At 71.2% G+C, this 12,164-nt stretch carries 13 protein-coding genes; 6 read left to right on the top strand and 7 right to left on the bottom strand.

From position 1 onward, the window contains the following. Positions 1-44: 44 nt before the first annotated feature. The 3 genes from ACZ6JY_RS29895 to hemL all read right to left on the bottom strand — a co-directional run bounded on the left by ACZ6JY_RS29895 (position 45) and on the right by hemL (position 3,539). Positions 45-1,271 carry a polysaccharide deacetylase family protein gene (locus tag ACZ6JY_RS29895; protein WP_469200721.1) on the bottom strand — a complete coding sequence of 409 codons (1,227 nt, stop codon included), beginning with the start codon at positions 1,269-1,271 and terminating at the stop codon, positions 45-47. Between the two features lie 241 nt (positions 1,272-1,512). Continuing rightward, positions 1,513-2,217, bottom strand: a complete 705-nt coding sequence (locus ACZ6JY_RS29900) for a histidine phosphatase family protein (RefSeq protein ID WP_469200724.1) — start codon at positions 2,215-2,217, stop codon at positions 1,513-1,515. Then, positions 2,214-3,539, bottom strand: a complete 1,326-nt coding sequence (hemL, locus tag ACZ6JY_RS29905; protein ID WP_469200725.1) for a glutamate-1-semialdehyde 2,1-aminomutase — start codon at positions 3,537-3,539, stop codon at positions 2,214-2,216. The genes ACZ6JY_RS29900 and hemL overlap by 4 nt, the downstream gene beginning before the upstream one ends. 164 nt (positions 3,540-3,703) lie before the next feature. Here hemL and ACZ6JY_RS29910 point away from each other — a divergent pair, with 164 nt between their 5' ends. Further along, positions 3,704-4,312, top strand: coding sequence for a hypothetical protein (locus tag ACZ6JY_RS29910; RefSeq protein ID WP_469200728.1), 609 nt, complete (start codon positions 3,704-3,706; stop codon positions 4,310-4,312). Between the two features lie 10 nt (positions 4,313-4,322). On the opposite strand, the gene ACZ6JY_RS29915 is transcribed toward ACZ6JY_RS29910, so the two are convergent. The 3 genes from ACZ6JY_RS29915 to ACZ6JY_RS29925 all read right to left on the bottom strand — a co-directional run bounded on the left by ACZ6JY_RS29915 (position 4,323) and on the right by ACZ6JY_RS29925 (position 6,800). Beyond that, positions 4,323-4,916, bottom strand: coding sequence for an FMN reductase (locus ACZ6JY_RS29915; protein WP_469200730.1), 594 nt, complete (start codon positions 4,914-4,916; stop codon positions 4,323-4,325). Next, the gene (locus tag ACZ6JY_RS29920; protein WP_469200851.1) at positions 4,913-6,058 is read right to left on the bottom strand and encodes an LLM class flavin-dependent oxidoreductase; all 1,146 of its coding nucleotides are present in this window, start codon (positions 6,056-6,058) and stop codon (positions 4,913-4,915) included. The genes ACZ6JY_RS29915 and ACZ6JY_RS29920 overlap by 4 nt, the downstream gene beginning before the upstream one ends. Positions 6,059-6,194: 136 nt before the next feature. Further along, the gene (locus ACZ6JY_RS29925; RefSeq protein ID WP_469200732.1) at positions 6,195-6,800 is read right to left on the bottom strand and encodes a TIGR03086 family metal-binding protein; all 606 of its coding nucleotides are present in this window, start codon (positions 6,798-6,800) and stop codon (positions 6,195-6,197) included. A gap of 259 nt (positions 6,801-7,059) precedes the next feature. On the opposite strand from ACZ6JY_RS29925, the gene ACZ6JY_RS29930 reads away from it, so the two are divergent. The 5 genes from ACZ6JY_RS29930 (at position 7,060) to ACZ6JY_RS29950 (ending at position 10,943) form a co-directional block, all read left to right on the top strand. Beyond that, on the top strand, positions 7,060-7,914 hold the full coding sequence (locus ACZ6JY_RS29930) for a DUF6597 domain-containing transcriptional factor (RefSeq protein ID WP_469200734.1): 855 nt from the start codon (positions 7,060-7,062) through the stop codon (positions 7,912-7,914). Between the two features lie 77 nt (positions 7,915-7,991). After that, positions 7,992-8,504: a GNAT family N-acetyltransferase gene (locus ACZ6JY_RS29935; RefSeq protein ID WP_469200736.1), complete on the top strand. Its 513-nt coding sequence runs from the start codon at positions 7,992-7,994 to the stop codon at positions 8,502-8,504. Positions 8,505-9,405: 901 nt separating this feature from the next. After that, on the top strand, positions 9,406-9,858 hold the full coding sequence (locus ACZ6JY_RS29940; protein ID WP_469200853.1) for a MarR family winged helix-turn-helix transcriptional regulator: 453 nt from the start codon (positions 9,406-9,408) through the stop codon (positions 9,856-9,858). Positions 9,859-9,966: 108 nt separating this feature from the next. Beyond that, positions 9,967-10,731: an SDR family NAD(P)-dependent oxidoreductase gene (locus ACZ6JY_RS29945; RefSeq protein ID WP_469200739.1), complete on the top strand. Its 765-nt coding sequence runs from the start codon at positions 9,967-9,969 to the stop codon at positions 10,729-10,731. A 2-nt stretch (positions 10,732-10,733) separates the two neighbouring features. Beyond that, positions 10,734-10,943 (top strand): hypothetical protein, encoded by a 210-nt coding sequence (locus ACZ6JY_RS29950; RefSeq protein ID WP_469200741.1) that lies wholly within the window; start codon positions 10,734-10,736, stop codon positions 10,941-10,943. A 19-nt stretch (positions 10,944-10,962) separates the two neighbouring features. On the opposite strand, the gene ACZ6JY_RS29955 is transcribed toward ACZ6JY_RS29950, so the two are convergent. After that, complete coding sequence (locus ACZ6JY_RS29955; RefSeq protein ID WP_469200743.1) at positions 10,963-12,156, bottom strand: RtcB family protein; 1,194 nt, start codon at positions 12,154-12,156, stop codon at positions 10,963-10,965. Positions 12,157-12,164 lie beyond the last annotated feature (8 nt).

Genomic DNA, 12,164 nt, shown 5'->3' on the forward strand with positions numbered 1-12,164 from the left:
TTCGGGGATCTTCCGCACCCCCCGCGGTCGCGGAAAGTCCCATTTCAGGACGGGTTGCCGAGTGCCTTCCAGCCGCCCGTCGGCGCCTGGCCGACCTCCAGGCCCTGGAGCTGCTGGAGCACCTTGGGGTCCTGCACGTCGAGCCAGTCGACGAACTGCCGGAAGGAGACCAGGCGCACGTCCTTCTTGCCGGCGATGTGCTTCAGGGCCTCCTCGACGGCGTCCATGTAGATGCCGCCGTTCCACTCCTCGAAGTGGTTGCCTATGAAGAACGGGGCGCGGTTGGACTCGTAGGCGCGCTTGAAGCCGGCTATGTAGGACTCGGCGGCCTGCTTGCGCCAGCCCGGGTAGTTGGCCGGCGGCGCCTTCGTGGAGTTCTTCGACTGGTTGGCGAGGATGTTGTAGTCCATCGAAAGGACCTCGAAGGAGTGCCCGGGGAAGGGCATGCCCTGAAGCGGCAGGTCCCAGATGCCCATCTTCTTCTGCGGCCACTTCTGGCGGCCGCCGGGCGAGGACGCGTCGTAGCGCCAGCCGAGCTTCTTCGCGGTCGGCAGCAGGTTGTCCTGGCCGAGCAGACACGGCGTACGGCCGCCGACGAGTTCCTTGTCGTAGTCGAAGGGCAGCGGCGGCAGATCGGTCCAGCCGGTGTTCGTCCGCCACTTCTTCACGAACGACTTGGCCTGGTCTATCTCGTCCTGCCATTGCGCGGGCGTCCAGTTGGCGACCGTTCCCGTGCCCGCGCAGAAGTGCCCGTTGAAGTGTGTGCCGATTTCGTGGCCGTCGAGCCACGCCTGGCGTACGTACTTCAGCGTCTCCTTGATGTGACCGTCGGTGAGATAACCGATGTCGGAGGCGCCGACCGAGTTGTTCGGCGGCCGGTACATGCGCTTCTTCGATTCCGGGAGCAGATAAAGCCCGGAGAGGAAAAACGTCATGTGCGCGTTGTGGTCCTCGGCGAGCTTCAGAAAGCGCGGGAACAGCCCGTTGCCGACCTCGCCCGCGCCGTCCCAGGAGAAGATCACGAACTGCGGGGGCGTCTCGCCCGGCTGGAGCGGCACCGGCTTGCCCGGCTGGTGGGGCTGGGGCCCGGTATAGGCGGTTGACCCGTCGCCGATCGGCTTCACCGGGTACTTGCCGGCCCGCCCGTCCTTGGCCTTGTCCGCGGGCCCCGAGGAGTCGCCGTCGGCCCCGGAGCCGCATGCCGCGAGCCCGAGAGCGGCGGCCGCGCCCGCTCCGAGTCCGAGCATTCCCCTGCGGCTGATGTCGAGCATTCCATCCCCATTCGTCGTGCCCCTGGCCCCGTCCGCTGTATGTGCCATGCAGACGGTTGACCAGTTAGAGGGAACGACGAAGTGCGGGGTTCCAGCGCATCACTTTTATTTGCGGTGTTTTACCCGCAGAGCCGCCACAACGACTCCGAAATAGACATACAGTTGCCGCGCGATCACGTGAAGTGAATGAAATCGCGGCAGCCCCCGGGAGGAAACCGCACGGCCTCCCGGGGGAAAGACGTCAGGCCCCGAAGGCCTTACCGGCCGCCTTGTCCTTGCCCTTCACCGGCTTCGCGCCGGCGAGCAGATGCGCCGGTACGAGATCGCGGGCGGGCTCGGAATAACCCACCGAGACGATGCGGTCACCGCGGTAGGTGAACGTCGTCAGGGACGCCAGCGTGCACTGCCGCTTGCGCGGGTCGTGCCACAGCCGCCGCTTCTCCACGAAGCTGCGCACGATCCAGATCGGCAGCTGGTGGCTGACGCAGACCGCCTCGTGCCCGCGCGCGGCGTCCTTGGCCGCGTCCAGGGCGCCCATCATTCGTACGACCTGCTCCACGTACGGCTCGCCCCAGGAGGGCTTGAAGGGGTTGACGAGGTGCTTCCAGTTCTCGGGCTTCTTCAGGGCGCCGTCGCCGACACCGAACGTCTTGCCCTCGAAGGTGTTGGCGGCCTCGATGAGCCTGCCGTCGGTGGCGAGGTCGAGGCCGTGCGCCTTGGCGATCGGCGTGGCCGTCTCCTGGGCGCGGTCGAGCGGCGAGGAGACGACGTGCGTGACGTCGCGCTCGGCGAGGTGCTCGGCGACCCGGTCGGCCATCCGCCGGCCGAGATCGGAGAGGTGGTAGTCGGGCAGGCGCCCGTACAGAATCCCGTCGGGGTTGTGCACCTCTCCGTGGCGCATCAGATGGACGACGGTCAGCTCGTCGCCCGCTGCCGAGCCGCTCATGCGGAGACCTCCGTGGCTTCCGCCGCCGCGCGCGCGGCGGCGGGCAGGGCGGCGGCGATCCGCTCGACCGCGCGCTCGTCGTGCGTGGTGGAGACGAACCACGACTCGAACGCCGAGGGCGGCAGATAGACGCCCTGCGACAGCATCGAGTGGAAGAAGGCGGTGAAGCGGAACGATTCCTGGGCCTTCGCGTCGTCGTAGTCGCGCACCGCGTTCTCCGTGAAGAACACGGAGAACATGCTGGAGGCGTTCTGCACCGTGTGGGCGACGCCCTCCTTGCTCAGCGCCTCGCTCACCAGCGTCCGCAGCCGCTCCGAGACCGCGTTCACCGTGTCGTACGCCGCGTCGTCCAGGAGGCGGAGCTGCGCGAGGCCCGCGGCCGTCGCGACCGGGTTACCGGAGAGCGTGCCCGCCTGGTACACCGGGCCCGCGGGGGCGAGGTGCGCCATCACGTCGGCGCGCCCGCCGAAGGCCGCGGCGGGGAAGCCGCCGCCCATGACCTTGCCGAAGGTCATCAGGTCGGGGCGGACGCCGTCGACGCCGAACCAGCCGGCCTTCGACGTACGGAAGCCGGTCATGACCTCGTCGGAGATGTACAGCGCGCCGTTCTCCCGGCAGAGGTCCGCGAGGCCCTGGTTGAAGCCGTCGGCCGGCGGCACGACGCCCATGTTGCCCGGCGACGCCTCGGTGATGACGCAGGCGACCTGCCCGGCGTGCGCCGCGAACGCGGCGCGCACGGCCTCCAGGTCGTTGTACGGAACGACGATCGTGTCGCCCGCCTGGGCGCCGGTGACACCCGGCGTGTCGGGCAGACCGAGGGTGGCCACGCCCGAGCCCGCGGAGGCGAGCAGGGCGTCGACATGCCCGTGATAGCACCCGGCGAACTTGATCACCTTGGCGCGCCCGGTGAAGCCACGCGCGAGGCGGATGGCGGACATGGTCGCCTCGGTGCCGCTGGAGACGAGCCGCACCTGCTCGACGGGCTCGATGCGGGCCACGATCTCCTCGGCGAGCGCGACTTCGCCCTCGCCGGGCGTGCCGAAGGAGGTGCCGCGCGCGACGGCCTCCTGAACTGCGGCGATGACCTCGGGGTGCGAGTGGCCGAGGATCATCGGCCCCCAGGAACACACGAGGTCGACATACTCGCGGCCGTCCGCGTCAGTCAGGTACGGACCGGTGCCGGACACCATGAAACGGGGCGTACCACCCACAGCGCGGAACGCGCGCACGGGAGAGTTCACACCGCCGGGCGTCACGGCCGCCGCACGGTCGAAAAGAGTCTGCGAAACTGGGGCGTTATACGGGAAGCTCACACGAGCCATGGTGTCAGAGGGTTCGGACATCCTGCGGACAGGTGTTTCACTCCACGTTTTAGCGGGTGAACGTGGGGGAGGTCACTGACACGATGATCGGGTTGCGTGGCGGGGGCCGCGAGGCCTAGAACAGACAGGGCCGTGCCGCCCTGGCAAAGCAGTCGGGTGGAGATATGCATCGCGGTGGCGGACTGGGCGAGGGGACCGAAGGCCTGGGCCCGCGGCGTGCCCGGCGTGGCAAGCACCGACGCGAGGCGGACGCGCAGCCCGCGCAGGCGCCCGAGCAGGTGCGGGACGCCTCCAGTGACTCCCGGCTGGACCGGGCGAGCAGCAGGAGTGGCGGGGTGGGGGTGACGTACAAGTACTTCGGCGCCCCGGACGGCGCGACCGCCGCCCGTGTGCCCATCTCCATGCGGCCCGAGGAGCTCGGCGGCGACGAGCTCGGCATGGGCGGCATGTTCACGAAGATCAAGCCGGAGACGATGGCCGCGATGGTCCTGACCGGCATCGAGGGCATACCCCTCCACAAGGTCCCCCCGCTGGAGCTGGTCGTCCTCCACCCGGACTACGCCGTGGTGAAGCTCCCCATGACCGTCGTCGACCCGCTGCGCGGCGTCGGCGAGGAGTCGGTGGGCGCCGCGGCCTTCATCTGGTCCACGGTCCCCGACCGAGGCGGCCCCCGCGACGCCTACAACGTCTACCAGCTCCTCCACGAGTGGCAGGACTTCAGCCACCGCCTGCATGACGCGGGGCACCAGGCTTATTGCCTGGTGTGGCCCTGACCCGTCCGGACTACCGCCGGCCGAGTGCCGCGAGGTGTTCCGCGAACGGTACAACCGGCTCGGGTGCGGACCGGTCGGGCTGCGGGGTCGGCCTCATGAGCCGGGCCAGCTCCGCGCCCGCCCGGTCGATCCGCTCGGCGAGGCCCTCGGCGCCCCAGTCCTCGGACGCCGCGTAGACCCCGGTCGGTGTGACGACGGCTCGCAGGTAGGCGAAGAGCGGGCGCAGCGCGTGGTCGAGGACCAGGGAATGCCGGGCCGAGCCGCCGGTGGCGGCGACCAGGACCGGCTTGCCCGCGAGCGCGTCCTTGTCGGTGCCGCTGACGGCGTCGAAGAAGGACTTGAACAGACCGCTGTACGAGGCGGAGAAGACGGGCGTGACGGCGATCAGGCCGTCCGCCTCGCGCACCGCGTCGACCGCGGCGGCCAGGGCGGGCCCCGGGAAGCCGGTGGTGAGGCTGTGCGCGATCTCCACGGCGAGGTCACGCACCTCGACGACCTCCGCCGCCACGTCGGCGTGGTGCCCGGTGGCCGCCGCGAGGCGGTCGGCGAGCAGCCGGGTGGACGAGGGCACGCTCAGCCCCGCCGATACGACGACGAGCCTCATGCCGCCACCTCTTCCGATCCCGTCGATCCCGTCGATCCCTGCTGGTCCTTGCGGTCCTGCTGGCTCTGCTGATCCCGCTGGTTCTTGCGGGTGGCGTGCGTGGGGGCGTCCGGGACGTCGGCCGGGCGGTTCTTGGCGAACTCCTCGCGCAGCACAGGGACGACCTGCTCGCCGAGAATGTCGAGCTGCTCCAGGACGGTCTTCAGCGGCAGCCCGGCGTGGTCCATCAGGAACAACTGCCGCTGGTAGTCGCCCACGGTGTCGCGGAACGACAGCGTCCGCTCGATGACCTGCTGCGGAGAGCCCACGGTCAGCGGGGTCTGCTCGGTGAACTCCTCCAGCGAGGGCCCGTGCCCGTACACCGGCGCGTTGTCGAAGTACGGCCGGAACTCGCGTACGGCGTCCTGCGAGTTGGCCCGCATGAACACCTGGCCGCCGAGCCCGACGATCGCCTGCTCCTCGGTGCCGTGCCCGTAGTGCGCGTACCGCTGCCGGTACAGCTCGACCATCCGCTTGGTGTGTTCCGCGGGCCAGAAGATGTTGTTGTGGAAGAAGCCGTCTCCGTAGTACGCGGCCTGCTCGGCGATCTCCGGGGACCTGATCGAGCCGTGCCAGACGAACGGCGCGACGCCGTCCAGCGGCCGGGGCGTGGCCGTGAAGGACTGGAGCGGCGTACGGAACTTGCCCTCCCAGGTCACGACATCCTCGTCCCAGAGGCGGCGCAGGAGCGCGTAGTTCTCGACGGCGAGGTTGATGCCCTGGCGGATGTCCTTGCCGAACCACGGGTAGACCGGGCCGGTGTTGCCGCGCCCCATCATCACGTCGACGCGGCCGTCGGCGAGGTGCTGGAGCATCGCGAAGTCCTCCGCGATCTTCACCGGGTCGTTGGTGGTGATGAGGGTGGTCGAGGTGGAGAGGACCAGCTTCTCCGTGCGGGCGGCGATGTAGCCGAGCATGGTCGTCGGGGACGACGGCACGAAGGGCGGGTTGTGGTGCTCGCCGGTCGCGAAGACGTCGAGCCCGACCTCCTCGGCCTTGAGCGCGATCGCGACCATCGCCTTGATGCGCTCGGCCTCGCTCGGCGCCCGTCCGGTGGTCGGGTCGACGGTGACGTCACCGACGCTGAAGATTCCGAACTGCATGGTCGACATGGCGACTCTCACCCTCCGCAGGTTGTTGACTGTTCAACTATACCTTTGAACGGGGGGTGGGGGTTCCGTATTCCCCGGGGGGCGCGGGCGCCGGGGTGGGGCGTGCCGGGTGCGGGGCCGCCGGGCTCTACCGGGGGGCCCGCCAGTGCGGGTCGCGTCCCGTGGCCGCCAGGAGGTGTTCGAAGGGCGTGGCTCCGGCGGGGACGGAGGCGGCCTCTTCGAAGACGCCCATCTTGCGGGCCATGGGCCCCATCTCCTCCACGGCCTCGGTGAGCCGCCCCACTACCGCGTCGTCCCCGCCCCCGTACGCCTGGCCGGTGGCCCTGGCCAGGTCCCAGGCGTGCACGGTCAGGTCGAGGAGCGCCATGCAGCCGACCGTCTCGGCCGGCATGTCCATCGCCCCCGTCACACCCCGGTCGGCGCCGGGCCCGGCCCAGGCGGCGACGAGTTTCTCCGCCTCGGCGGCGAACCGCTCACGCCAGTCGCCGCCCTCGGTCACATAGGCGGGCGTGGCCGAGAAGTCCGAGTTCCGCTTGGCGGCCAGCTCCTGGAACTGGACGACGACGTGGAAGAGGTGGTCGACCAGGGCGCGCACGTCGTACTCCGCGCAGGGCGTGGGGTCGGTGAGGCGGTCGTCCGGAAGGGCGCGGACGACGGGGACGGCCCTCGCGGCGGCCAGGGCGAGGAGATCGCTGATCCTGAGGGTGGCATGGCTGCTGTCCGAGATATCCATAGGGCGACGGTAGGCAGGCGGGGCGGGGGGCGGCTTGAACAAACGCGACGACATGACGGGTGCGCGCCGACACGTTCCCCGCCCCCTGCCAGCCTCGCCTCGCCCCGTAGCGCCTCGCCCCGACCCGCCTCATAGCCGCCCCGTGGCGCCCCGCAGCACCTGCCCGCCCGCTCGCCTGTGTCGCCTCGCCTCACCCCGCCACTACGCCCGCCCGCCTGCCCGCCTGCTCGCTCGCCCGCTCGCGTTCTACGATCCGGTCATGCCGGACGCCCCACGCCGCGACACCCGAGGCATCGTCGACGCCGCAGGGCTCTTCTCCCGGGTGCGGTTCCGCCGCCACGCGCCCGCCGAGGCGCTGCGCCCCTACCTGGAGCACTACTGGCTCATCGACTGGGACTTGAGCGAGCCCTACGCCTCCCACGTCGTCCCGCACCCCAGCGTCAACGTGGTCTTCCAGTCGTACGCCGCGTACGCCGCGTACTCCTCCGACGCGTCCCAGCCGCCGGCGGCCGGGCCGCGCAGGTTCGGGGAGGTGGCCGGGGTCGGCCTGGAGCTCTTCAGTACGAAGCTGGAGGGGCGGGGCCGGGTGTGCGGGGTGCAGTTCCGTCCCGGTGGGTTCCGCCCGTTCGCCCCCGGGCATCCCGTGGCGGACTGGACGGGGCGCCGGCTGCCGCTGCACGACGTCTTCGCCCGGGCCCCCGCGAACACGGCCGAGCTGATCCTCGCCCCCGCCGACGAGCACGCGCGCGTGGCGGCACTCGACGCCTTCCTGCTGAGCCTCTCCCCCGCGCCGGACGCGCAGGCCGACCTCGCCATGGGGCTCGTCGACCGCATCCGCGAGGACCGCTCGATCCGGCGCGTGGCGGCCTTCGCCGACGAGCAGGGCCTTTCGGTACGGGCGCTGCAACGGCTCTTCGCCACGTACGTGGGCGTGAGCCCCAAGTGGGTCATCCTGCGCTACCGCATCCACGAGGCCCTGGAGCACGCCGAGTCGGCGGCGGACGTGGACTGGCCGGACCTGGCGGCCACGCTCGGCTACGCGGACCAGGCTCATCTCGTACGGGATTTCACGGCGACGGTGGGGATGCCGCCGACGGCGTACGGGCCTCGGTGACGCCGGCCGAGGTCGGTCGAGATTGACCGAAATGCCGGTCAGGGGGTGTTGTCAGACCCTGGTCCTACGGTGTGGCCATGGAGCGATCACAGACGTCGGTCATGCGCCTCGAACCCTGGTCGGACGCGGACGGCCCCGCGCTGCTCGAACGGCTGAACACGCCGGAGATGACGGCGCACCTGGGCGGTCCCGAGACCCCCGAGAAGCTGGCGGACCGGCACCGCCGCTATCTCGAACTGGACGGCAAGGGCCAGATGTTCCGCATCACGCTGGACGGGGAGACGGCCGGCTCGATCGGCCTGTGGGAGACGACCTGGCAGGGCGAGGCGGTCTGGGAGACGGGGTGGGGGGTTCTGCCGGAGTTCCAGGGCCGTGGGGTCGCGGCGGAGGCGGCGCGGTTGATCGTGGCGGAGGCGAGGGCGGCGGGGCGCCACGCCCATCTGCACGCCTTCCCCGCGACGGGGAACGGGGCGTCCAACGCGGTCTGCCGCAAGGCGGGGTTCACGCTGCGGGGCGAGGCGTCGGTCGAGTACCCGAAGGGCAGCCGGCACCCCTGCAACGACTGGCGCCACGCCTTGAACGGGGCGTAGCCCTGACCGGGCCGGGGGGATGTCCACCGCTGGGCGGCGAGAGGGGACGCCGTCGCCCGGCGTGGCGTTCGCCGTCGCGCGGCGGGGGGGCGCCGTCGTCCGGCCGGGTGTCCGCCGTCGCCCGGCACGGCCTTCGCCATCGCGCGGCGGGGGGGCGCCGTCGTCCGGCCGGGTGTCCGCCGTCGCGCGGCACGGCCTTCGCCGTCGCCCGGCGGGGCGTTCACCGTCGCCCGGTACGGCCTTCGCCATCACGCGGCGGGGGGCGCCGTCGCCCGGCCCGGCCTTCGCCGTCGCCCGGCGGGGGGAGGCGCCGTCGTCCGGCCGGATTTCCGCCGTCGCGCGGCACGGCCTTCGCATCGCGCGGCGCGGCTTTCACCGTCGCCCAGCCGGCCGTTCACCGTCGCCCGGCGGGGCGTTCGCCGTCGCCCGGCCGCGTTTCCGCCGTCGCGCGGCACGGCCTTCGCATCGCGCGGCGCGGCTTTCACCGTCGCCCAGCCGGGCGTTCACCGTCGCCCGGCGGGACGTTCGCCGTCGCCCGGCCGCGTTTCCGCCGACGCCTGGCGGGATTTCCGCCGTCGCCGGCCCGGCTTTCACCGTGACGCGGCCGGAATTCCGCCGTCGCGCGGCCGGGTTTCCGCCTTCGCGTGGCCCGGGTTCGCGCCGTCGCCCGGCAGGGGCGTCCGGCCCTCTCGTCCGTCGTGTCGCTGCGGAGTTTCGGGTGGGTGGGTGGGAAAGGCATTCGCCGCGAAGCGGCGGGCTTACCCCGGGGCCCTGCCGCTGCCATGCGATGGTTGTCCGGCGCAGGCGCAGGCGCAGGCGCAGGGGTCTGAGACGGAGTCGCGGTCGGGAAGGGGTGTCTGCCGTGGGGCGAGAGGCGGCCGGGCGGCGGCGGGGGCTGCTGATGGGGGAGCTGTCCATGGCGTCGCGGCGCTACATGGCGTCGTACGCCCTCTTCAACCAGGCCGTCGCCGACCACATGAAACTGCACCCCACCGACGTACAGTGCCTGAACCTCCTCAGCCTGGAGACCGAGCCGGTCACCACCGGCCGCATCGCGGAACTGACCGGCCTGACCACCGGCTCCGCCACCCGCCTCGTCGACCGCCTGGAGCGCGCGGGCTACGTGCGCCGCGAGCGCGACACCAAGGACCGCCGCCGGGTCCTGGTCACGACGGTGCCGGAGAAGGTGGCCGAGTTCGGCCGGCTGTGGGGACGGCTCAGCGGCGGCTGGAACGCCCTCTTCGAAGACTGCGACGACGACGAACTGGCCGTACTCATCGCCCATATGCACAGAACGGTCGATTTCAGCGCCGCCCAGGTGAAGCGGCTGCGCAGCGGGGAGCTGGACGGTTAGCGGCAACCCCCTTCCCGCGCCGCGAGGCCGCGAGGCCGCCCGCATATCCTGGCGGTGACCACCCGCCGCCCGCCCGCCGGCGACCCGCCGCACCCCAAGGAGCGCCCCATGACCGCCGCAGCCAACCGCATCGCGATCGTCACCGGCGCGAGCAGCGGCATCGGTGCCGCCACCGCGCGCGGCCTGGCCGCGGCCGGCTACCGCGTCGTCCTCACCGCCCGCCGCAAGGACCGCATCGAAGCCCTCGCCGCCGAGCTGACCGAGGCCGGGCACGAGGCCATGGCGTACACGCTCGACGTCACGGACCGCGCCGCGGTGGACGCCTTCGCCACGGCGTTCAAGAAGATCGCGGTCCTGGTGAACAACGCGGGCGGCGCCCTCGGCGCGGACACCGTCGCCAAGGCCGACCCGGACGACTGGCGTCAGATGTACGAGACGAACGTCCTCGGCACGCTGAACGTCACGCAGGCCCTCCTGCCCGCGCTCACCGCGAGCGGCGACGGCACGGTCGTCGTGCTCTCCTCGACGGCGGGCCACGGCACGTACGAAGGGGGCGGTGGCTACGTCGCCGCCAAGCACGCCGAGCACGTACTCGCCGAGACGCTGCGCCTGGAGATCGTCGGCACCCCGGTCCGGGTGATCGAGGTCGCGCCCGGCATGGTGAAGACGGAGGAGTTCGCGCTGACCCGCTTCGGCGGGGACTCCGAGAAGGCCGCGAAGGTCTACGCCGGCGTCGCCGAGCCGCTCACGGCCGACGACGTGGCGGACACGATCACCTGGGCGGTCACGCGCCCGCCGCACGTGAACATCGACCTCCTGGTCGTACGCCCGCGCGCCCAGGCCTCCAACACGAAGGTCCACCGGGAGGCGTGACGATGACGCTCCCCGGCGACGACCCGGGCACCCCCGCCTTCTCCCCGCACTCCGCGGACCCGCTCGAACGCCTGACGCACGAGTACGAGACCCGGCGCCTCGCCGAGGAGAAGAAGAACGAACGCATGGTGTGGTGGTACCTCGCGTACTTCCTCTTCGGCATCCACATCGTCGCGTTCGTGATGATCTACGCCGTCACGCACACGAAGTAGCCCGCGCGACGGCGGCGGGTCAGCCCTTCACGCAGATCACCTGCTTCAGCTTCGCCACCACCTCGACCAGGTCGCGCTGCTGGTCGATGACCTGCTCGATCGGCTTGTAGGCGCCCGGGATCTCGTCCACGACGCCCGAGTCCTTGCGGCATTCGACGCCCCGCGTCTGCTCCTCCAGGTCCCGCGTCGAGAAGCGGCGCTTCGCGGCGCCCCGGCTCATGCGCCGGCCCGCGCCGTGGGAGGCGGAGTTGAAGGACGCCTCGTTGCCGAGGCCCCTGACGATGTACGAGCCCGTGCCCATGGAGCCGGGGATGATTCCGAGGTCCCCGCCGCCGGCCCGGATCGCGCCCTTCCGCGTGACCAGCAGGTCCATGCCCTCGTAACGCTCCTCCGCCACGTAGTTGTGGTGGCAGGAGATCACCGGCTCGAAGGTCACCTTCGCCTTCTTGAACTCCTTGCGGACGACGTCCTTGAAGAGCCCCATCATCAGCGCGCGGTTGTACTGCGCGTACTCCTGCGCCCAGAACAGGTCGTTCCGGTACGCCGCCATCTGCGGGGTGTCCGAGACGAAGACCGCCAGGTCACGGTCGACGAGGCCCTGGTTGTGCGGGAGCTTCTGCGCCACGCCGATGTGGTGGTCGGCCAGTTCCTTGCCGATGTTCCTCGACCCGGAGTGGAGCATCAGCCACACCGAACCCGACTCGTCGAGACAGAATTCGATGAAGTGATTTCCCCCGCCGAGCGTTCCCATCTGCTTCACGGCACGGTCCTGCCGGAACTTGACCGCTTCCGCGACCCCTCCGAACCGTCCCCAGAAGTCGTCCCACCCCGACGTGGCCATCCCGTGGATCTGTCCCGGCGCCACGGGGTCGTCATGCATCCCCCGCCCCACCGGAATCACCTGCTCGATCTTCGACCGCAGGTGGGACAGGTCGCCGGGCAGGTCGTTCGCCGTCAGCGAGGTCTTCACCGCCGACATTCCGCAGCCGATGTCGACGCCCACCGCCGCCGGGCAGACCGCGCCGCGCATGGCGATCACCGAGCCGACCGTCGCACCCTTGCCGAAGTGGACGTCCGGCATGACCGCGAGACCCTTGATCCAGGGCAGCGTCGCGACGTTCTGCAACTGGCGCATCGCCGCTTCCTCGACCGACGCCGGGTCGGCCCACATCCGGATCGGCACCTTGGCGCCGGGCACTTCCGCGTATGACATATCGTCCT

Source organism: Streptomyces sp. NPDC046335, assembly GCF_055587985.1.